Source organism: Jannaschia pohangensis (genome assembly GCF_900113875.1).
GTDB lineage: Bacteria > Pseudomonadota > Alphaproteobacteria > Rhodobacterales > Rhodobacteraceae > Jannaschia > Jannaschia pohangensis.
The window spans coordinates 406475-426152 of sequence record NZ_FORA01000002.1; the positions used below are offsets into that span (position 1 = coordinate 406475).

19 protein-coding genes are annotated in these 19678 nt (G+C 66.1%); 9 read left to right on the forward strand and 10 right to left on the reverse strand.

Annotated elements, in window-relative coordinates:
* Nucleotides 1–26: 26 nt before the first annotated feature.
* From BM002_RS09015 to BM002_RS09025, 3 genes are all read right to left on the reverse strand, one after another.
* Nucleotides 27–1247, reverse strand: a complete 1221-nt coding sequence (locus BM002_RS09015) for a type 2 periplasmic-binding domain-containing protein (RefSeq protein WP_092779659.1) — start codon at nt 1245–1247, stop codon at nt 27–29.
* 359 nt (nt 1248–1606) lie between these two features.
* A complete protein-coding gene (locus BM002_RS09020) occupies nt 1607–2590 on the reverse strand; it encodes a glycosyltransferase family 2 protein (protein ID WP_092779661.1) in 984 nt (327 codons plus the stop codon).
* 212 nt (nt 2591–2802) lie between these two features.
* Nucleotides 2803–3360 carry a DNA-3-methyladenine glycosylase I gene (locus BM002_RS09025; RefSeq protein WP_092779663.1) on the reverse strand — a complete coding sequence of 186 codons (558 nt, stop codon included), beginning with the start codon at nt 3358–3360 and terminating at the stop codon, nt 2803–2805.
* Between the two features lie 140 nt (nt 3361–3500).
* On the opposite strand from BM002_RS09025, the gene BM002_RS09030 reads away from it, so the two are divergent.
* The 4 genes from BM002_RS09030 (at nt 3501) to phbB (ending at nt 7288) form a co-directional block, all read left to right on the forward strand.
* Entirely contained in the window at nt 3501–4334 is an 834-nt protein-coding gene (locus BM002_RS09030; RefSeq protein WP_092779666.1) for an EAL domain-containing protein, read from the forward strand.
* 150 nt (nt 4335–4484) lie between these two features.
* Nucleotides 4485–5660, forward strand: a complete 1176-nt coding sequence (locus BM002_RS09035) for an acetyl-CoA C-acetyltransferase (RefSeq protein ID WP_092779668.1) — start codon at nt 4485–4487, stop codon at nt 5658–5660.
* Nucleotides 5661–5694: 34 nt separating this feature from the next.
* Nucleotides 5695–6540 carry a patatin-like phospholipase family protein gene (locus BM002_RS09040; protein ID WP_175484845.1) on the forward strand — a complete coding sequence of 282 codons (846 nt, stop codon included), beginning with the start codon at nt 5695–5697 and terminating at the stop codon, nt 6538–6540.
* Between the two features lie 22 nt (nt 6541–6562).
* Nucleotides 6563–7288, forward strand: a complete 726-nt coding sequence (phbB, locus tag BM002_RS09045; RefSeq protein WP_092779672.1) for an acetoacetyl-CoA reductase — start codon at nt 6563–6565, stop codon at nt 7286–7288.
* A 72-nt stretch (nt 7289–7360) separates the two neighbouring features.
* Here the strand turns inward: phbB and BM002_RS19285 are convergent, their stop codons facing one another.
* On the reverse strand, nt 7361–7501 hold the full coding sequence (locus BM002_RS19285; RefSeq protein WP_175484846.1) for a hypothetical protein: 141 nt from the start codon (nt 7499–7501) through the stop codon (nt 7361–7363).
* Nucleotides 7502–7613: 112 nt separating this feature from the next.
* On the opposite strand from BM002_RS19285, the gene BM002_RS09050 reads away from it, so the two are divergent.
* Nucleotides 7614–8555 carry a LysR substrate-binding domain-containing protein gene (locus BM002_RS09050; protein ID WP_092779674.1) on the forward strand — a complete coding sequence of 314 codons (942 nt, stop codon included), beginning with the start codon at nt 7614–7616 and terminating at the stop codon, nt 8553–8555.
* A gap of 72 nt (nt 8556–8627) precedes the next feature.
* On the opposite strand, the gene BM002_RS09055 is transcribed toward BM002_RS09050, so the two are convergent.
* The 3 genes from BM002_RS09055 to BM002_RS09065 all read right to left on the reverse strand — a co-directional run bounded on the left by BM002_RS09055 (nt 8628) and on the right by BM002_RS09065 (nt 9867).
* The gene (locus BM002_RS09055) at nt 8628–8804 is read right to left on the reverse strand and encodes a YdcH family protein (protein WP_092779676.1); all 177 of its coding nucleotides are present in this window, start codon (nt 8802–8804) and stop codon (nt 8628–8630) included.
* A gap of 104 nt (nt 8805–8908) precedes the next feature.
* Nucleotides 8909–9655, reverse strand: coding sequence for a tRNA1(Val) (adenine(37)-N6)-methyltransferase (locus BM002_RS09060; protein ID WP_092779678.1), 747 nt, complete (start codon nt 9653–9655; stop codon nt 8909–8911).
* Nucleotides 9652–9867: a putative signal transducing protein gene (locus tag BM002_RS09065; protein WP_092779680.1), complete on the reverse strand. Its 216-nt coding sequence runs from the start codon at nt 9865–9867 to the stop codon at nt 9652–9654. The genes BM002_RS09060 and BM002_RS09065 overlap by 4 nt, the downstream gene beginning before the upstream one ends.
* 48 nt (nt 9868–9915) lie before the next feature.
* On the opposite strand from BM002_RS09065, the gene BM002_RS09070 reads away from it, so the two are divergent.
* Nucleotides 9916–10908 carry a polyprenyl synthetase family protein gene (locus BM002_RS09070; RefSeq protein ID WP_092779682.1) on the forward strand — a complete coding sequence of 331 codons (993 nt, stop codon included), beginning with the start codon at nt 9916–9918 and terminating at the stop codon, nt 10906–10908.
* A gap of 82 nt (nt 10909–10990) precedes the next feature.
* On the opposite strand, the gene BM002_RS09075 is transcribed toward BM002_RS09070, so the two are convergent.
* The 3 genes from BM002_RS09075 to BM002_RS09085 form a co-directional block, all read right to left on the reverse strand.
* Entirely contained in the window at nt 10991–11791 is an 801-nt protein-coding gene (locus tag BM002_RS09075) for a 4-(cytidine 5'-diphospho)-2-C-methyl-D-erythritol kinase (protein WP_092779684.1), read from the reverse strand.
* Complete coding sequence (locus tag BM002_RS09080) at nt 11788–13467, reverse strand: tetratricopeptide repeat protein (protein ID WP_092779686.1); 1680 nt, start codon at nt 13465–13467, stop codon at nt 11788–11790. Before BM002_RS09080 ends, BM002_RS09075 begins: the two co-directional genes overlap by 4 nt.
* 124 nt (nt 13468–13591) lie before the next feature.
* Complete coding sequence (locus BM002_RS09085) at nt 13592–15241, reverse strand: electron transfer flavoprotein-ubiquinone oxidoreductase (RefSeq protein WP_092779688.1); 1650 nt, start codon at nt 15239–15241, stop codon at nt 13592–13594.
* Between the two features lie 211 nt (nt 15242–15452).
* Between BM002_RS09085 and BM002_RS09090 the strand changes: the two genes are divergently transcribed.
* From BM002_RS09090 to BM002_RS09100, 3 genes are read left to right on the forward strand one after another with little or no spacing between them, the layout of a single operon-like run.
* A complete protein-coding gene (locus tag BM002_RS09090; protein ID WP_092779690.1) occupies nt 15453–15761 on the forward strand; it encodes a DUF2834 domain-containing protein in 309 nt (102 codons plus the stop codon).
* Nucleotides 15761–17029 (forward strand): diaminopimelate decarboxylase, encoded by a 1269-nt coding sequence (gene lysA, locus BM002_RS09095; protein ID WP_092779692.1) that lies wholly within the window; start codon nt 15761–15763, stop codon nt 17027–17029. Before BM002_RS09090 ends, lysA begins: the two co-directional genes overlap by 1 nt.
* A gap of 39 nt (nt 17030–17068) precedes the next feature.
* On the forward strand, nt 17069–19666 hold the full coding sequence (locus tag BM002_RS09100; protein ID WP_342707310.1) for a DUF4175 domain-containing protein: 2598 nt from the start codon (nt 17069–17071) through the stop codon (nt 19664–19666).
* Nucleotides 19667–19678: the final 12 nt, after the last annotated feature.

Genomic DNA, 19678 nt, shown 5'->3' on the forward strand with positions numbered 1-19678 from the left:
TTTCTTTCGCGATTTCTGCCGAGCCGTTACCGCATGGCGCGCAGCGTGCGGGGGATGATCTCATACAACTCCCGCGCCGGAAGGCCCAAGGCGCTCTTCTCGGCGATCCACTTGCTTGTCGACGGGCCCGCGACCTCGTTGCTGATTGCACTGATCATCTCGTCGCTGAAGGTCAGTTCGATGATCTGCTTGTCCAGAAGCGCCGTATCCCAGGCCGCCATTGTCGAGCTGTTGTAGTTGTCGATGAAATGCTCCAGCGCCTCGTCCACCGACGACAGCAGCGCGATGCGGCTCGATGCCGGGAGCGTGTCCAGCGCCCGTTTGCTCACCACGATGGGGCAGTTTGCCGTCCCGGGGTTGAGGTTCGATGTCCACCAGACGGCGTTGTCCACGGTCTTGAAGGCCATGTGGGCGTGGGGCGCAAAGGCCACCGCATTGATTTCGCCATTGGTGAGCGCCGCGTTCACCTGCGGTGCCGGCAGGTTGACCGACGCCGCGCCCAGGGCCTGAACGGCTGCGCCGGTGCCGCCAGTGGCGCGGATCGTCATCTTCTCGAACGCCTCGATCGTCGTCGGCGGAGAGCCGACACCGATGATGTTGTATTGCGGTTGCGGGGTCGGCATCAGAAGCGTGGCGTTCCAGCGGGCAAGGTCCGCAATGACGGCCGGATGCTCATAAACGGCGCGCGAAACCGCCAGCTCCTCCCGAAGGGTCGACACCCCGAGGAACGGGAGTTCCAGCACCGTGATCGACGGGTTCTTGTCGGGATGGTAGCCCGCGCAGAACTGCGCCATCTCGAAGTCACCGGCGGCAATACCGTCAAGGTTCTCTCTGCTGGGCGCCAGCCCGCCATAGGACAGGTTCAGGGTCAGTTGTCCGCCCGTCTTCTCGTCCACCAGCTCGGCCAGCTTTTCCACATGCTCGGTGAAGGCGCGACGGTTTCCCCAGAGCGACACGTCCCAGACCACCGGCCCTGTCACGATGGACGCCTGGATGACCGGACAGGCCTCACCGATACATTCGAGGCCGGCGGCGCGAAGGCTCACTGTCCCCAGGCTGGTATCGATGGTGTAGACGTCGTCCTCGAAGGAGATCAGGTCTCCCGAGATATTGATCGAACTGCTGGTCGTGGACCGCAGCGTGATTTCCTGCGCGCTTGCCTGAAACGGCGTGAACAGCGCGATGCCAAGCGAACACGCCGAGACGACCAGGGACGTGCGCACTGCAGATTTTGGTTTCTTTTCCATTCGAGCCTCTTGTTTGCATCCTGCCCGGAGCCCCAATGGCGCGCAGTCGGATTTGTCTGTCGGTTCAACACTCCTGAAATCGTCAACAATGATTGGATAGCCGACAAATTGGGCAGGAATTTGCTCAAACACCGTCACAATGCTGGCCGGTATCGGGTCGCGCGGGGCGGTCCGGCGCACCCGTTCAGTGACGTTCGACAGGCGCCGGACACCCGGCGCGCCATAACCGCGAACACGGGCCGTTGCGCGCGACGACCCCGGCGACCGCAGGGGGTGCCTGTTTGTCTGTACGGGGGGTGTACGCGGGGTGTACCGGGGGTGACAGGCGTTTCAGCCATGAAAACAAAGGTTCTGCGCGCTCACTGCGGGAATTTGCCCGATTTCGTTTCCGTGCCGCGACCGTGTCCTGCTCGCATCAGTCGCGCCCGCCGGACGGCCGCTTTTCCGACTTGCAAAGACCTGCTGCCCGCCCGACGGACAACCAGCGACAGCATCCCGGCCGGGTCCAGAACCGCCACTTTCAAAAAGGCTCTGCACAGCTCCCACGGCATCCGCGCCGACCGTCTGGACAGGCAGTAGTTCACGAATCCCGACTGGATCTGGCGGGCCGTCAGAAGACCCTCCTCCCGACAAATCGCGAACCATTCCAATGATGCGCGGATGTTTCCTCGCTTCTGACTGATGCGGCCAAACCGGTCGCCGATGTCATACCAGGACAGCGATGACGGCACGTACCGAAGCGCAATCTCAGCCTGCTCCAGCCGCAGCACGAAGTCCCAATCCTGGTGCCGACGCAGCCCGGGACGAAACCGCACGGCCCGCGCGACATCCCGGGGCACGACCAGGGTCGACGTCTGAAGCGCACCCCTTTCGCAGAGCAGGAAATCCGCAAGGCTCCGTCCGTCCGCAGGCCCCTCCGCATTGTGATCCCCGATCAACACGCCGCCATTGCCGATCAGCAGGCAATTGCTGGCCGAAAACACCCGCGCCGACCCATCGGCATGCTCGAAATGGCACATCTGCGTCTGCAGTTTTTCGGGTAGCCACAGGTCATCGGCGTCCAGAAACGCAACCACCGCAAATTCCGCCAGATCAATTCCGGTGTTGCGCGCGGACGGCGCCCCCAGATTTCTGGAATGCCGGACGATACGCAGGGGACACGGCAGGTCGGGCAACCCGGACTCATCTATGCAATCGTCCGAGAAATCGTCGACGATGATGACCTCTGACGGCGGCAAGACCAGCGCAGCAACGCCGGACAAAGCCCGCGGCAATGTCTTCGCATTGTTGAAATACGGGATGACGACCGAGACGGAAGCCCTTGGTGATCCACCCTGATTCATTTCTATCACGTCCGATCTTCACGATTTACAACAAGCGGCTTTGGACACGGACGTCTCACCAACCCATGTCGAAATTTTTGCCATCTGGCAGCATCATTGCGGCGAAACACGGCGATACAACGCGCTAGACCGGCACAGGACCGACAAGGCGAGACTGCGGCGCGCCCGCCACAACGTTCCGTCAACACGCCGCGGCGGATACATCGCCACCCTCATTTCAACCCGGCCACCGTGTCGTGCCGGTGACAGGTCAGCACGTGGTCGTTCACCATCCCCGTCGCCTGCATCCAGGCATAGACGATCGTCGGGCCGCAGAACTTGAAACCCGCCGCCTTCAGGTCCTTCGACATCCGCACCGACACCGGCGTCAACGCAGGCACATCCGCCAGCGTTGCGGGCCGGTTCTGCAGAGGTGTCCCATCCACGTAAGCCCAGCACCACGCGCTGAAATCCTCGATCTCCAGATAGGCGCGGGCATTCCCGATGGTGGCCTCGATCTTGCCCCGATGCCGCACGATTCCCGGGTCGCCCAGCAACCGCGTCACCTCCGCCTCGCCCCAGGTCGCGATGACCTGCGGGTCGAAACCCTCGAAGGCCGCCCGAAAGGCCTCGCGCTTCTTCAGGATGGTGATCCAGCTCAGCCCGGCCTGAAATCCGTCCAGGATCAGCTTCTCCCAAAGCGCCCGCCCGTCCCGTTCCGGCACGCCCCATTCGGTGTCGTGATAGTCGCGGTAAATCTCCTCCGACCCCACCCAACCACATCGTTCCATTGGAGTTTCCCTCATGATCCATTCGTATTTGAAGGATTTTTCGCGCCATATCGACCGGAAAAAGCCCCTGTCCGTCCTCCCGTTTAACGAAGCCTGAACCATCCCCGTGCCATCCCCGACTCGGACAACAAGGATGACCGATGGCACGACGATCCTTCTCTGAACCGGGCACGGAAGACCCGTTGACCTACGCCGTCAACGAACGCGACAAGTCGATCTTGTCGATGGTGCGGTCCGCGCTCGCGACGGGCAACACCATGCTGGCCTTTCAACCCGTCATCGGGTCCGTCACCGGCGAACCGGCCTTCTACGAAGGATTGATCCGCATCCTTGACGACAGCGGGCGCATCATTCCTGCCAATCAGTTCATGGATGTCGTCGAAACCCAGGAACTGGGCCGCGAAATCGACTGCGCCGCCCTGCGCAACGGCCTCGGCGCGCTGGCCCGCCATCCGTCGCTGCGCCTGTCGATCAACATGTCCGCCCGCTCCATCGGCTATCCGAAATGGACCCAGATCCTCAAACGCTTCCTGACCCGGGACGAGACGATCGGCGAACGCCTGATCCTCGAAATTACCGAAAGCTCGGCCATGCAGGTGCCCGAACTGGTCAAGACTTTCATGGCCGACCTGCAGGACAAGGGCATCACCTTTGCGCTCGACGACTTCGGCGCGGGCCAGACATCCTTCCGCTATCTCAAGGAGTTCTACTTCGACATCATCAAGATCGACGGCCACTTCGTCCATGACTGCGACTCCGATCCCGACAATCAGTGCATCCTGAACGCTCTGATCACCATCGGGCAGCAGTTCGACATGTTCACCGTCGCCGAACGCGTCGAAACCCGGGGCGAGGCGCAGTTCCTGGTCGATGCGGGCATCGACTGCATGCAGGGCTATTATTACGGCGCGCCCGAAGTGCGCCCCTCCTGGTTCCTTCCGGCCAAGGCCGCGGGAATACGACAGGCCGGATGACGGTCACGCAATGCGGGCAAAGCCGCTCTTCGCTCAGAGCATTTGCCCAACCGGCTCGGGCGCGCTAATCCCAAGACATCTCTTGCAGCCGGGGTCTGTCACTCCGGGGCCTTACGCCCCCCTCCGGACTGCACCGGAAAGGATGTCAGAATGACCAAAGTCGTGATCGCCTCCGCCGCCCGCACCCCGGTCGGCAGTTTCCTCGGCAGCTTTGCCAACACGCCCGCCCACGATCTGGGCGCCGCAGTGATCGAGGCCGTGGTGGCCCGCGCGGGTGTCGACAAGTCGGAGATTTCCGAGACGATCCTGGGCCAGGTCCTGACCGCAGGACAGGGCCAGAACCCCGCCCGCCAGGCCCATATCAACGCCGGCCTGCCGCAGGAAGCGGCCGCCTGGGGCATCAATCAGGTCTGCGGTTCGGGCCTGCGGGCCGTCGCACTCGGCGCGCAGCACATCATGCTCGGCGACAGTCACATCGTCGTGGCCGGCGGCCAGGAGAGCATGTCCCTGTCGATGCACGCCCAGGCGATTCGCGCCGGACAGAAGATGGGCGACATGAAACTGGTCGACACCATGATCAAGGACGGCCTCTGGGACGCGTTCAACAACTACCACATGGGCCAGACCGCCGAGAACGTCGCCGAAAAATGGCAGATCAGCCGCGAAGCCCAGGACGAATTCGCCGTCGCCTCCCAGAACAAGGCCGAGGCCGCGCAAAAGGCGGGCAGGTTCGCCGACGAGATCACCGCCTTCACCGTCAAGGGCCGCAAGGGCGATACCGTCGTCGATCAGGACGAATACATCCGCCACGGCGCGACCATGGACGCGATGCAGAAACTGCGCCCCGCCTTCACCAAGGACGGCACCGTGACCGCCGCCAACGCCTCGGGCCTCAACGACGGGGCCGCCGCAACGCTGCTCATGTCCGCGGACGAGGCCGAAAAGCGCGGCATCGAACCGCTCGCCCGCATCGTCAGCTATGCGACCGCCGGTCTCGACCCGTCGATCATGGGCGTGGGTCCGATCTATGCGTCGCGCAAGGCGCTGGAAAAGGCCGGCTGGAAGGTCGACGACCTCGACCTGGTCGAGGCGAACGAGGCCTTCGCCGCCCAGGCCTGCGCCGTGAACAAGGACATGGGGTGGGATCCGTCCATCGTGAACGTGAACGGCGGCGCCATCGCCATCGGTCACCCCATCGGCGCTTCGGGCTGCCGCGTGCTCAACACCCTTTTGTTCGAGATGAAGCGCCGCAATGCCAAGAAGGGCCTCGCCACGCTCTGCATCGGCGGCGGCATGGGCGTCGCCCTCTGCGTCGAGCGTCCCTGACGGAACGGGGCCGGGCTCCGGCCCGGTCCTTGCGATGACCGACGCGCCCTATCCTTACCGGCAACTGGTGTTTTCCGGCGGCGGCCTGCGGTGCTTCTGGCACGGCGGGTTCCTCGAGGCATTCACCGAGACACGCGCCCTCCGCCCCGACCGCATCACCGGCAGTTCGGGGGGCGCGCTGTCGGCGGCGGCGTGGGTTCTGGGGGCCGAGCGTCGGTTGCGCGACATGTTCGCCGACGCGATGGCCGGGCTCGACTCGAACGTCACCCTCGACGATCTGGGCTCTGACGACGGGCGCTCGGTCCACCAGCGTACTTATGATGCCATTCTCGACAAACTGCTCGACGCATCGGCGTTGGCCCGCATCGCCGAAGGTCCCGCCTTCCAGATCAACGTCGCGACCCCCGGCACCTCCCGCGCGCCGACTGCCCGGGCCCTGTTGGGCGGAACGATCTATCAAGCGGAACAGCTGCTCTCGCCCACACCACGTCCCCGCCTGTCGACCCTTGCCGGGATGGAGCAGCGCCTGATCGACGCGCGACAGGCGGCGCAGAACGGAACCCTGGCCGACCTGATCCGCATGGCCGCGACCGTGCCGCCCGCGTTCCGCCCCGACGACTGGAACGGCGAGACGATCTTCGATGGCGGCATGGTCGACAAGGCCCCCATGCCCGACCCTGACGACGGCCCGACCCTTGTCCTGCTGACCAAGCGGTTTCATGCGCTGCCCGACGACGAAAATGGCCGGATCACCTTCGTGGAGCCGGGCGAGGACATTCTGCCGGGCCGCAAACTCGATTTCACCGACCCCGGCCTTCTTGTCGAAGCCTGGGATCAGGGCCGCGACGATGGACGCCGCTGGCGAAACAAAATAGCCTGAATTTCACAGAGGAGGAGACACAATGACTCGCATCGCACTCGTCACCGGGGGGTCGCGCGGAATCGGCGCGGCCATTTCCGAGGCGCTCAAGGCCCAGGGCTGCACCGTCGCCGCGACCTATGCCGGCAACGACGAGAAGGCCGCGGCCTTCACCAAGGAAACCGGCATCAAGACCTACAAGTGGAACGTCGGCGATTACGAGGCCTGCAAGGCCGGGATCGCCCAGATCGAGGCCGACCTCGGCCCCGTCGACATCCTGGTCAACAACGCGGGCATCACCCGCGACGCGCCCTTCCACAAGATGACGCCACAGCATTGGCACGAGGTCATGGACACCAACCTGAACGGCGTCTTCAACATGACCCACAACGTCTGGAACGGCATGCGGGAGCGCAAGTTCGGGCGCATCGTTACCATCAGCTCGATCAACGGGCAAAAGGGCCAGTTCGCTCAGGCCAACTATGCCGCCACCAAGGCCGCCGACATCGGCTTTACCAAGGCGCTGGCTCAGGAAGGTGCGCGCGCCGGAATCACCGTGAACGTCGTGGCCCCCGGCTACATCAACACCGAAATGATGAGCACGATCCCCGAAAAGGTGATGAACGAGGTGATCCTGCCGCAGATCCCCGTCGGTCGCCTGGGCGAGGCGTCGGAAATCGCGCGCGCCGTGGCCTTCCTTGCGTCGGACGACGCGGGCTTCATCACCGGCTCGACCCTGTCGGCCAACGGCGGCCAGTACATGAGCTGAGGCGCATCGCCGTCACATGAAAAGGCCCGGTCCCAAATCCATGGGGCCGGGCCTTTTTGTCGGCGACGTCGATCAGGCCGCGCGCATCCCGCGCAGCGGACGGGCCGATGGCAGGCGGAAGAAGCTGAACATCGCGCGGAAGGCTTCGGCACGCTCACGGCGGGCGCGGGCAAAGGCTTCGTCATAGGTGGTGGAGGTATGCGTCTCGAACATATCGGGTATTCCTTATGGTAAAGTGTCTCTTGTTGATCTCAATATGATGATCCCGATCACAACTTACAAACGAGACTTTCCAAACCATCGGACAAGTATTACTTAACTGACTATGACGGATCGCCTGCCCCCGCTGACCGCCCTACGCGCCTTCGAGGCCGCCGCCCGCCACCTGTCGTTTCAGGCGGCTGCGGGCGAATTGAACGTGACCCCGGCGGCCCTGTCGTTTCAGATCAAGTCGCTGGAGGATCATCTGGGCGCGCCGCTCTTCCGTCGCCTGAACCGCCGGGTGGAGCTGACCGAGGCCGGGGCGGCCCTTGCCCCGCATGCCTCCGAGGGGTTCCAGTCGCTCAGCGTCGGGTGGCGCGCGGCCAAGCGCACGCTCGACAGCGGGATCCTGACCGTTACGGCCGGCCCCGCCTTCACCTCGAAATGGCTGGCGCCCCGTCTGTTCAACTTCGCCGGGCGCCATCCGGAAATCGAACTGCGCTTTGCGGCGACCTTGCGGATGCTGGACTTTCGCACCGACGACATCGACATCGCGATCCGCTTCGGCCCCGACGACGATGCCCGCGACGACGGTCTTTACCGCGCGCTGACGATCGAGGAATGGGTGACGCCGATGATGCACCCCGACCTGGCCGCGCGCTTCCCGACACCCCAAAGCCTTCTGGACGCCAATATCATCTTTGACGATTCCCTCGCCTTTCTGAAGAATTCAGTCGATTGGTCCGACTGGCTCGGGGTTCACGATCTGGACGCCTCGGGCCTGCACGGCACGCATTTCAGTCAGGCCGACCACGCCATCGACGCCGCCCAATCAGGGGCCGGTGTCGTTCTGGGGCGCGTCACCCTGGGCGAGGCCGCGTTGCGGCAAGGCCAGCTGGTCGCGCCGTTTCCCACGGCGCTCATGCCTCGCGCCAGCTTCCGCGTGCTATGTCCGCTCGGGGCCGAGACCCGCCCCGCCACCCGCGCCTTCCTCGACTGGCTGGCCGAAGAGGCGGCGCGTCTGATCGACCACCGCACGGGCCGCGACATGATCCGGATGCCCTGACCGGCCACCCGCTGCGCGCAACGAAAAAGGCCCGCCGGTCGGGCGGGCCATCGTGTCGGATCAGGGTCGAGGTCAGTGCGACGCAGCGCTCGTCAGCTTTTCGATCTGCTGCTTGATCGCCAGTTTGCGCTTCTTCATCTCGGTCAGAGCGATGCTGTCGATGGCGGGGCTGCGCGCCTCCTCCTCGACCTGTCGAGAAAGGACATCATGCTTCTTCCGCAGTTCCGTCAGATGGGACGTGAGCGACATGGACTTCTCCTCTGATGTTTTGGGTGAGATCAGTGCACCACAAGTGTCATGCACCTGTCACGTCTTTTGATGTCACCTCGGCGGAATGTTGCAGCGCATTTGAATTAGCTTAACGGGAGCGCCTCTGCGTGCCGCAGCACGGCCTGGGCCGCGTCGGTATGGCTGTCACGGTCGCCCGTATGCGCCGCGCCCTCGTGCAGCACGAAGGGCGGCAACAGGCGAAGGGGCGCGCGCGCGCCCTTGCGACCTTGAAGAATGACGCGATTTGCGGGGGTTCCGGCCCGCCCGGCAATCGGCAGGACGATCAGCCCGCCAAGACGCTCGGCCATCGGCGTCAGGACATCCGCCAGGCGGTCGGCGCGCAGGATGAAGGTGACGCTTCCCTTCATCGTGACCCGGCGACAGGCCGCCTGTGCCCAAAGACTGACCGCGCCTGCCTCCGTTTCGCGCAGTGCTGTCTCGCGCGAGGTGTCCTGCGCCGCCGACCCCGCCCCGGCGGGAAAGTAGGGCGGATTGCAGATCACGTGATCGAAGGAGCGTTTGAGGGTCGGAAGACTGTCGAAGATATCGCCCGTCACCACATCAGCCGGACCGTTGCGCCGGGCAAGGTCCGCCGTGGCTCCATCCCGCTCCACCCCGGTCAGCGACAGGCCCGGAATACGGGCGGCGAGACAATACATCGCAGCGCCCACACCGCACCCCAAATCGAGCACGCTTTGCCCCGCCACCGCCGGACAGGCCGCCGCCACAAGCACCGCGTCAGAGCCCGCGCGAAACCCCCGGGCCGGTTGCCAAAGCTGCAAACGCCCGCCCAGAAAGGCGTCGCGGGTCAGCGCGGGCGCGTCATTCATTCGGTGACGGCGATGTCGTTGTCGCGCATCGCGGCCCGCGCCATGAACAGGTCACGGTCGGCCACCATCATGCGACGGGGCAGAATGCCGATGGATCCTTCGAGCGCGGAGATATTTGCATCCAGCACGAAGCACTCTATACCCTCGCCGTCCAGCAGGGCCGTGGCGAAGGCGATGACCGTAGGGTCGTTGGTGCGCAACAGTTCTTTCATGTCTGGACAGCTAGGGGCGACGGCCCCCCTTGTCGAGATAGGGACCGCATGACCGACGCCACCGCGATCAAGCCGCACGAGAGACTCGCCGCCGCCCTGTCGGACGACATGGAGGCCGTGGGCACCCTGATCCGCACCCGGATGGCCAGCGAACATGCCCCCCGCATCCCCGAGGTCACCGCCCATCTGGTCGAGGCCGGGGGCAAGCGGGTGCGTCCCCTTCTGACCCTCGCGGCGGCGCGGCTGTGCGGATACGACGGCGGCGATCACATCAAGCTGGCCGCGACGGTGGAGTTCATCCACACCGCGACGCTGCTGCACGACGACGTGGTCGACGAGAGCGCGCAGCGGCGCGGGCGTCCGACGGCGAACCTGCTGTGGGACAATCAGTCGAGCGTTCTGGTCGGCGATTACCTGTTCGCGCGGTCGTTCCAGCTGATGGTCGAATGCGGATCGCTTCGCATCCTCGACATCCTGGCCGGAGCGGCGGCAACGATTGCCGAGGGCGAGGTCCTGCAACTGACCGCCGCGCGCAATCTGGCGACCACGGAAGAGACCTATATCAAGGTGGTGCGCGGCAAGACCGCCGCCCTGTTCGAGGCGGCCTGCAAGGTGGGAGGTGTCGTGGCGGATGCGTCCGAAGATCACGTCGCGGCGCTGGCCGAATTCGGCGACGCGCTTGGCGTGTCGTTTCAGATCGTCGACGACTGGCTGGATTATGGCGGGGCGGGCGAAGGGATCGGCAAGAACCTGGGCGACGATTTCCGCGAGGGCAAATTGACCCTGCCCGTCATCCGCGCCGTAGCACGGGGCGACGCGGAGGAGCGGGCCTTCTGGAAGGCGGCACTTGAGCAAGGGAAGGCCGACGACCTGGACCGGGCGCGCGCCATCCTGGCGCGGCATGGCACGCTGGAGGAGACCCGGCTGGAGGCGCTGGCCTGGCGCGACCGGGCGAAGGCGGCCTTGATGCGCCTGCCCGAAAGCGAGTTGCGCGGGATGTTGGCCGATCTGGCGGACTACGTGGTGGCGCGGGCCAACTGAGGCTCGGGTTACCCCGCACGTGGGGTTACCCATGGGTAACCGTAAACAACTGATTAACTTAATTTTTCGTTAACGGCGCGACCTAGAACAGGCTGCAGGCCTGCACCCACCAGCCGCCGCGCGCCATGCTTTGGGCCGCGTCCTCGGCCGCGATCCGGCTGGGCCAAAGACCGAAGCATGTGGCCCCCGACCCCGACATCCGGGCCAGGGACGCGCCCGCCTGCCGCAGGGCGGACAGCACATCCGCGATGCCCGGTGCTATGGCAAGGGCCGGGGTTTCAAGGTCGTTGCGTTGCGCCGACAGCCAGTCCGTCAACGCCGTCGCATCGGGCCAGTGGGGCAGATCACCGTGGCCCGCGTTGTCGGCGGTCGCCATACGGGCAAAGACCGCGCCCGTGGGCACCGCAAGGCCGGGGTTGACCAGAACGCCGTGCAGACGCGGCAGGGTCACCGGGTCGACCGCGCCGCCGATGCCGCGCATCCGGGCCGCGCGCGCGCCCATGCAGACGGGAACATCGGCCCCGAGGGTCAGCAGCGCCGCGACCCCGGGATCGGCCCCGACGAGGCGCAGGGCGGCGGCGGCATCCGAGGACCCGCCGCCGATGCCTGCAGGGTGGGGCAGCGCCTTGGTCAGGGTGACGGCGCGGGGCTGACCGGCCAGGGCCAGCGCGCGGCGGATCAGGTTCGTGTCGTCGGTGGGGACGCCGGCGGCGAAGGGGCCGGTCACCCGCAACGCGTCACCGGGCGAGACCGAAAGGCCATCGCCCACATCGGCGAAGGCCACCAGCGAGTCGAGCAGGTGATAGCCGTCGGCGCGCCGCCCCGTCACATGCAGCGTCAGGTTGACCTTGGCGGGCGCAAAGCCCCGAAGGGCCTCGCTCACTCGTTTGCCGCCTCGATCGGGCCTGCGCCGCCCTCTTCCTCGAGCACGACGTCGAGGCCGACTTCCAGCTTGCGGCGAATGCGGTCCTCCTGCTCTTCGGGGTCGAGGCTGAGGGCGCGCTTCCACTGGAATTCCGCCTCGCGCTGGCGGCCCACGGTCCAGAGCACGTCGCCCAGATGGTCGTTGATGAGCGGATCGAGCGGGCGCAGTTCCACGGCCCGCTCCATCGGGGCGACCGCCTCTTCGTAGCGACCGAGGCGATAGAGGACCCACCCGAGGGAGTCGGTGATGTAGCCGTCGTCGGGCCGCCCCGCGACCGCGCGTTCGATCATGTCGAGCGCCTCGTCCAGCTTCATCCGCTGCTCCACCAGGCCATAGCCCAGGTAGTTCAGCACGTTCGGGTCTTCGGGGTTCAACTCCAGCGCGCGACGGAAGTCGGACTCGGCCCCCTCCCAATCGCCGGTCCGTTCGCGGGCGATGCCGCGGGCATAGTACAGGAACCAGTCGCGGGGCGTGATCTCGCCCTGCATCTCGATGGTGCGATCATAGCCCGCGGCGGCTTCCTCGAAGCGCTCAAGCCTGCGCAGCGCATCGGAATAGGCCAGCCAGACGGAGGGTTCGTCGCCGTGGGAGCGGGTAAGGGCCTGGAACACCTCGAGTGCGGCTTCGGTCTTGTCGGCGGACAGCAGCACCTCGCCCCGGGCGATTTCCGCCCCGAAGAAGGACGGATCGTCAGAGGGCACGGTAGCCAGGACGTCGTTGGCCAGATCGTATTGGCCCTGCTGCTCCAACAGATTGGAGACAAGGATAAGGCCGTCGACATGGTCGGGGCGCAGCGCGACGGCCGCCCGGGCGTTGAGCAGGGTGAAGGTGGTCGAGCTTTCGCCCACCAGAAGGGCGGCAAGGGTGAAATAGGCCTCGGCCGCGCCGTCGGTCGCGCTCCGGACCATGTCGAAGGGCACGGGCGCGCCCGCGTCGAGGCGGCGGGCCAAATCCTCCAGCATGGGGCTGTTGGTCGCCTCATTGGCCTGGGTCAGCAATTCGCGGGCATCGTCGGCGCGGTCCAGTTGGACCAGCACCTGCACGTGGGCGGCGATCATCCGGGTGTTGGCGCTGAGCGGGCCATGGGCGCGCCCCGAGAAGATCTCGTCCGCACCCTCGTAATCGCCGGCCAGCGCCAGGGCGAGAGCCTTGTGCTGATAGGCGAAGGTGGCAAAACCCTCGGCCTCGGCCATCGTGTCGAAGGCGGCAAGGGCCTCGTTCATCTCGCCCGCGCCGGCGGCGATCCAGGCGGCGAGCAACCCGTCCAGAAGCGCGCCCCCGACGCCGTCCTCTTCGAGCAGGGCCGGAGCCTCGGAGAAGTTGCCGTCGCGCAGGAGCGTGACCATTCGGGCGCTGTCGCTGAACTGGCTGGGCTGGCCTGCGGCGGCCAAGGCATCGGCGGCCTCGACCGCCTTGTCGAAACGCCCGAGGACCGAGAAGATGATGACGGCGTTCTCCAGGACACCGGCCGTCGCCTCGTCGCGCCGCATGAGCCGGGCGTAATACTCGCCCGCCGCCGCATAGTCGTTGGAATAGCCGGCGATCCGCGCCGCGAGATACGGCCCCGCGATCCCCTGGGCCGTGGCGGCCATGGGTGTCAGGAGCGTGGCGGCCAGCAAAAGCGATCGAAACATCAAGAACCCCTTTCAGGCGGGTCTTCGCATGGGTTTCGATCAAGCTAGGGGTGCAAGCGCTCGGATGCAACGCGCGCCCTGCCGCAAGGCGCACGTCTTTCAAGGATGTGACCGCCGTGGAGCGTCACATGTTGGGGTAATTCGGCCCGTCGCCACCCTGCGGCGTGGTCCAGACGATGTTCTGACTGGGGTCCTTGATGTCGCAGGTCTTGCAGTGAACGCAGTTCTGGAAGTTGATCTGGAACCGGGTATCAGCGCCCTCGCCCACGAATTCGTAGACCCCCGCCGGGCAATATCGCGCCGACGGACCGGCGTATTTTGGCAGGTTCACCTTCACCGGCACATCCGCATCCTTGAGGGTCAGATGCGCGGGCTGGCTTTCTTCGTGGTTGGTGAAGCTGAAGGCGACGTTGGTCAGCCGGTCGAAAGACAGCACGCCATCGGGCTTGGGATAGTCGATGGGCTTGTGCTTGGAGGCCTCTTCGGTGGCGGCGGCGTCGGTCTTTCCGTGGTGCATCGCGCCAAGCGGGTTCCAGCCGGTCACGTTGGCCACCCACATGTCGGCCCCGCCCGCCATGAGCGATGCGATCAGCCCGTGCTTGGACCAGAGCGGTTTGACGTTCTGGACGCGCTTGAGATCCTTGGCGATCGGACCGGTGCGGACCAGCGCCTCGTAGCCGTCCAGAAGGTCGCCACCCCGCCCGGCCTGGATCGCGGCAAAGGCGGCTTCGGCGGCGGCGATGCCCGACAGCATGGCGTTGTGGTTGCCCTTGATGCGCGGCACGTTGACCATGCCTGCGGCACAGCCCAGAAGCGCGCCGCCCGGGAATTCCAGTTTCGGCATCGACTGCCAGCCGCCTTCGGTGATGGCACGCGCGCCGTAGGCCACGCGCTTGCCGCCCTCGAGCAGGTCGGCGACCATCGGGTGATGCTTGAACCGCTGGAATTCCATGTAGGGGAACAGGTGCGGGTTGCGGTAATTCAGGTGGACGACAAAGCCCACGTAGACCTGGTTGTTGTCGAGGTGATAGATGAACGACCCGCCGCCCGCGTTCTTGCCAAGCGGCCAGCCCATGGTGTGAACGACCTTGCCGGGGCGATGCTTTTCGGGGTCGATCTCCCAGATTTCCTTCATGCCGAGGCCGTATTTCTGCGGCTCGCTCTTGGCGTCCAACTCGTATTTGGCGATGACCTGCTTGGACAGGCTGCCGCGCACGCCTTCGCCCAGGAAGACGTATTTGCCGTGCAGCTCCATCCCCGGCTCATAGTTGGGGCCGTGGGTGCCGTCGGGGTTCTTGCCGAATTCGCCGGCCACGACGCCCCTGACTTCGCCGTTGTCGCCGTAAACCAGTTCGGAGCAGGACATGCCCGGGAAGACTTCGACGCCAAGCGCCTCGGCCTGTTCGGCCATCCAGCGGCAGACGTTGCCCATGGAGACGATGTAATTGCCGTGGTTGTTCATCAGGGGCGGCATGACCGCATTGGGGACGCGAACCTTCCCCGCCTCGCCCAGAATATAGAATGCATCGGAGGTCACGGGCACGGTGATCGGCGCGCCCTTTTCCTTCCAGTCGGGGATCAGCTGATCGATGCCCGCAGTGTCCAGAACCGCTCCCGACAGGATGTGCGCCCCCACTTCGGAGCCCTTTTCCAGAACCACGACCGACAGATCCGCGTCCAGCTGCTTGAGCCGGATCGCAGCCGACAGGCCGGCAGGTCCGGCGCCCACAATGACGACATCGTAATCCATCGTTTCGCGTGTCGTATCGGTCATCGGTGCCGTTCCTTCCGGGATGTGAAAAAGCCTGCCTTCATATGCGGGTGGCCGCCAGACAGGTCAATCGCCGCGCAACATAGTGTCGCAGCGTTTCCGGGCGGTTCGCGCCCCCTGCGGCATCGTGGACGCGGCGGGCCCCGCGTCTGGGCAGTTTCCACCGGCCACCGGGTCGGATAAGGGAACGCGACCCTGAATCCCGGAGGCCGACATGAAACCGATCCGCATCATCTGGCTTCTGCTCTGCGTGGCGGGCGTGATCCTGCCCATGCGGTATTTCCTGCCCTGGCTGTCGGCCAACGACTGGGACCTGGGCGCGATGATCGACGCCTGGCATGTGAACGACGCGGCCAGCGGGCTTGTCTGGGATCTGACGGTGGCGGCCATCACCCTGACGGTCTGGATCGTCTGGGAATGCTGGAGCACGAAGCGCTGGCTCGGCCTTGTCGCCATTCCCGCCACCTATTTCGTCGGCGTGTCGCTTGGCCTGCCGCTCTACCTGTTTCTGCGGAGCCGTTGATGGACCACTTCCTGTATCGCGACGGTGTGCTGCACGCCGAAGACGTGCCCTTGACCGAGATTGCGCGGCATGTCGGCACCCCGGCCTATGTCTATTCCGCCGCCACCCTGCTGCGGCATTTCAAGCTGTTCGACGATGCACTGGCCTGGGGGCCGCATCTGGTCTGCTATGCGGTCAAGGCGGCGAGCAATGTCGCCATCCTGAAACTGCTGGGTGATGCGGGCGCGGGGATGGATGTCGTGTCGGAGGGCGAATACCGCCGCGCCCGCGCCGCGGGCGTGCCAGGCGACCGGATCGTGTTTTCCGGCATCGGCAAGACCGAGACCGAAATGCGCCACGTGCTTGCGGGCGGCGTGCGCCAGATCAATCTCGAGAGCGAGCCCGAGATGCGCCTTCTGTCGCGCATCGCCACCGAGATGGGCGTGACCGTGCCCGTGACCGTGCGCGTGAACCCGGACGTGGACGCCAAGACCCACGAGAAGATCGCCACCGGCAAGTCCGAGAACAAGTTCGGCATCCCGATCGCCAAGGCCCGCGCCGTCTATGCCGAGATCGCGACGCTGCCCGGGCTGCGGGTGGTGGGGATCGACGTGCATATCGGCTCGCAACTGGTCGACCTCGACCCCTTTCGGCAGGCGTACCGCAAGGTGGCCGACCTGACCGAAGCGCTGCGCGCGGACGGGCACAGCATCGAGCGGCTGGATCTGGGCGGGGGCCTTGGCATTCCCTATGCGCGGTCGAACCTCGCCCCGCCGGTGCCGCAGGAATACGGGCAGGTCATCCAGGAGGAAGTCGGGCACCTCGGCTGCGAGATCGAGATCGAGCCGGGGCGGCTGATCGCGGGCAATGCGGGCATCCTGATGACGCAGACCATTTTCATCAAGGAGGGCGAGGGCCGCGATTTCCTGATCGTGGATGCCGCAATGAACGACCTGATCCGCCCGGCGATGTACGGCGCGCATCACGACATCGTCCCGGTCATCGAACCCGCGCCGGGCGCCGAGCAGCAGCCCTATGACATCGTCGGGCCGGTCTGCGAAAGCGGCGACACCTTCGCCAAGGGCCGCCATATGCCGCAGGTCGGGTCAGGCGACCTGATCGCGTTCCGGTCGGCAGGGGCCTATGGCTCTGTTATGGCAAGCGAATACAACTCCCGCCCGCTGGTCCCCGAGGTGCTGGTCCAGGGCGATCACTACGCGGTGATCCGCGCTCGCCCCACCTTTGACGAGATGATTTCGAGAGATACCATTCCCGAATGGCTCGACTGACACTAGGTTGAGGGAAACGACCACATCAAGGGGACCCCGGTGGCCGACAAACGACCCGACGTGACGCGCCAGCTCTGGCTGACCCGGATGGGCCTTTGGGCCGAACGGATCACCCGTGCGTTCTGGCCTGCGTGGACGGCGGGGTTCGCCGCGCTGGCGGTCTGGGCGTCGGGGCTCATGCCGGATGCGGCGGAATTGCTGGCCGTTGTGGGCCTTGGCATTCTTGCGCTGGTCCTGGCCGGTTTGGGTCTGCGCGGCTTTCGGGCGCCCACGGCGGGCGAAGCGCGGACGCGGCTGGACGCCACCCTGCCGGGTCAACCGCTGGCCACTCTGGACGACGACATGGCCATCGGGGCGGGCGATGCCGGGGCGGCGGATGTCTGGGCCGCGCATCGGCGGCGCATGGCCGAACGGCTGGCGGGTGCGAAACCCGTGCCCCCCGACCTGCGCGTGTCGCGGCGCGATCCCTATGCGCTGCGCTACATGGCCGTGCTGCTGGCCGCCGTCGCGCTGATGTTCGGCACGCTCTGGCGCGCGCCGGTGATGCCCGACCTGCCCGGTGTCGCCGAGCAGGTCGCCGCCGGTCCCGCTTGGGAAGGCTGGCTCGAGCCGCCGCGCCACACCGGTCTGCCGACGCTCTACCTCAACGATATCGCGCCCGGACCCGTCGAAGTGCCGCAGGGCACGCGAGTCATCATGCGCCTTTATGGCGAAGTGGGCGCGCTGTCGGTCACCGAAACCGTGTCGGGGCGCGACGTGGTCGACCCGTCCGAAGCACTGCAGGAATTCACCGTCACCCAGTCGGGCACGCTGACCGTCGACGGGGTCGAGGATGCGCCGCTCTGGACCTTGACGGCGACGCCGGATGCAATGCCCGAAGTCTCGCTGAACGGCGAAGCGGTTTACGAGCATCCCGATCAGATCCTGATCCCATGGCAGGCCCGGGACGATTTCGGGATCACCTTTGGCGAAGTGACGCTGGCCCTCGACCCCGAGGCGTCGGACCGCGCCCATGGCCTGGCGATCGAGCCGGAACCCCGCGACTCCGAGACATTCGACCTGGCCCTGCCGATCTCGGGCGACCGGACGGAGATCGAGGAAATCTTCCGCGAGGATCTGACCCGTCACCCGCTGGCCGGGATGCCCGTCACCGTCACCCTGCTGGTGCGCGACGCCGCCGGGCAGGAGGGGACACATCTGGGCACGATGATCCTGCCGGGGCGCGCGTTCTATGATCCGGTCGCCGCCGCCCTGATCGAGCAGCGCCGCGATCTGAACTGGTCCCGCGCCAACCGCGACCGCGTCGCGCGCCTGCTGAGGTCGGTGACGTGGAAGGCGGACGGGACGTGGAACAACCCGACCGCCTATCTGATCACCCGGATGGCGATCCGGCGGCTGGACGAAGGTCCGCTGACCATCGAGAGCCGGGACGAGATTGCCGAAATGCTCTGGCAGGCCGCCGTGCGGATCGAGGACGGGTCGCTCGACTCCGCCCTAGCCCGTCTGCGGGAGGCCCAGGAGCGGCTGAGCGAGGCGATCCGTCAGGGGGCCTCGCCCGAGGAAATCCAGCGCCTGATGGCCGAGATGCGGCAGGCGATGGACGACTATACCCGCCAGTTGGCGCAACAGGGTCAGCAGGGCCAGCAACAGCAGCAGGCTCAGGGCGAGACGCAGGAAATCACGCCGGACATGCTCGACCAGATGATGCAGCGCATCGAAGAGTTGATGGCGCAGGGCCGCACCGCCGAGGCGCAGGAATTGCTGCGACAGCTTCAGGAAATGATGGAGAACATGCAGGTGACCCAAGGCCAGGGCGGCGGTCAGGGCGAGCCGGGCGAGGGTCAGCAGGCCATGGACGAGCTGCGCGAATCCCTGCGCGACCAGCAGGAGCTGAGCGACGAGGCCTTCCGTGAATTGCAGGAGCAGTTCGGCGAGCAGGGGCAGCAGGGCCAACAAGGGCAGCAGGGCCAGCAAGGACAACAAGGCCAGCAGGGTCAGGGTCAACAGGACGGCCAGGGCCAGCAATCCGGTCCCGGCCAACCCGGCCAGCAGGGTGAAGGTCGCCCCTCCGATCAGCCCGGACAGGGCGGCGGCGGACGCGAGCAGGGTCAGGCACAGGGTCAGGGCGGCAGCCTTGCGGATCGTCAGCAGGCGCTCCGTCAGGGCATCGACGCCCTGCGGCGTGGCCTGCCCGGAGCCGGAACCGAAGCGGGCGACGCCGCCCGTGACGCCCTGGGCCGCGCCGAAGACGCCATGCGCGACGCCGAGGAAGACCTGGCCGACGGCAACCTGGGCGGCGCCCTCGACGACCAGAGCCGGGCGATGGATGCGCTGCGCGACGGGATGCAGGAGTTGGGCCGCGCCCTTGCCGGCGATCGCGCGCCCGAAGGCGAGCAGCAGCAGGGCGGCGCAGACGGACAGGGTCAGCCCCGCGGCGCGCGCGGCATCGACCGCGACCCGCTCGGGCGGCAATCCGGTCAGGGCAGCCAGCTTGGCACCGGGGAAAACATGCTCGACGGTCCGGACGCACAACGCCGCGCGCGCGACCTGATGGACGAGATTCGCCGCCGCTCCGGCGAGCGGGAACGCCCGCAGCTGGAACTCGACTACCTGCGGCGCCTGCTCGATCGGTTCTGACGTCCGACATTC

What these genes read in the sequence shown, in the direction of transcription:
- BM002_RS09015 (WP_092779659.1), bottom strand. Translation starts at nt 1,247, where the DNA reads ATGGAAAAGAAACCAAAATCTGCAGTGCGCACGTCCCTGGTCGTCTCG.
- BM002_RS09020 (WP_092779661.1), bottom strand. Translation starts at nt 2,590, where the DNA reads ATGAATCAGGGTGGATCACCAAGGGCTTCCGTCTCGGTCGTCATCCCG.
- BM002_RS09025 (WP_092779663.1), bottom strand. Translation starts at nt 3,360, where the DNA reads ATGGAACGATGTGGTTGGGTGGGGTCGGAGGAGATTTACCGCGACTAT.
- BM002_RS09030 (WP_092779666.1), top strand. Translation starts at nt 3,501, where the DNA reads ATGGCACGACGATCCTTCTCTGAACCGGGCACGGAAGACCCGTTGACC.
- BM002_RS09035 (WP_092779668.1), top strand. Translation starts at nt 4,485, where the DNA reads ATGACCAAAGTCGTGATCGCCTCCGCCGCCCGCACCCCGGTCGGCAGT.
- BM002_RS09040 (WP_175484845.1), top strand. Translation starts at nt 5,695, where the DNA reads ATGACCGACGCGCCCTATCCTTACCGGCAACTGGTGTTTTCCGGCGGC.
- phbB (WP_092779672.1), top strand. Translation starts at nt 6,563, where the DNA reads ATGACTCGCATCGCACTCGTCACCGGGGGGTCGCGCGGAATCGGCGCG.
- BM002_RS19285 (WP_175484846.1), bottom strand. Translation starts at nt 7,501, where the DNA reads ATGTTCGAGACGCATACCTCCACCACCTATGACGAAGCCTTTGCCCGC.
- BM002_RS09050 (WP_092779674.1), top strand. Translation starts at nt 7,614, where the DNA reads ATGACGGATCGCCTGCCCCCGCTGACCGCCCTACGCGCCTTCGAGGCC.
- BM002_RS09055 (WP_092779676.1), bottom strand. Translation starts at nt 8,804, where the DNA reads ATGTCGCTCACGTCCCATCTGACGGAACTGCGGAAGAAGCATGATGTC.
- BM002_RS09060 (WP_092779678.1), bottom strand. Translation starts at nt 9,655, where the DNA reads ATGAATGACGCGCCCGCGCTGACCCGCGACGCCTTTCTGGGCGGGCGT.
- BM002_RS09065 (WP_092779680.1), bottom strand. Translation starts at nt 9,867, where the DNA reads ATGAAAGAACTGTTGCGCACCAACGACCCTACGGTCATCGCCTTCGCC.
- BM002_RS09070 (WP_092779682.1), top strand. Translation starts at nt 9,916, where the DNA reads ATGACCGACGCCACCGCGATCAAGCCGCACGAGAGACTCGCCGCCGCC.
- BM002_RS09080 (WP_092779686.1), bottom strand. Translation starts at nt 13,467, where the DNA reads ATGTTTCGATCGCTTTTGCTGGCCGCCACGCTCCTGACACCCATGGCC.
- BM002_RS09085 (WP_092779688.1), bottom strand. Translation starts at nt 15,241, where the DNA reads ATGACCGATACGACACGCGAAACGATGGATTACGATGTCGTCATTGTG.
- BM002_RS09090 (WP_092779690.1), top strand. Translation starts at nt 15,453, where the DNA reads ATGAAACCGATCCGCATCATCTGGCTTCTGCTCTGCGTGGCGGGCGTG.
- lysA (WP_092779692.1), top strand. Translation starts at nt 15,761, where the DNA reads ATGGACCACTTCCTGTATCGCGACGGTGTGCTGCACGCCGAAGACGTG.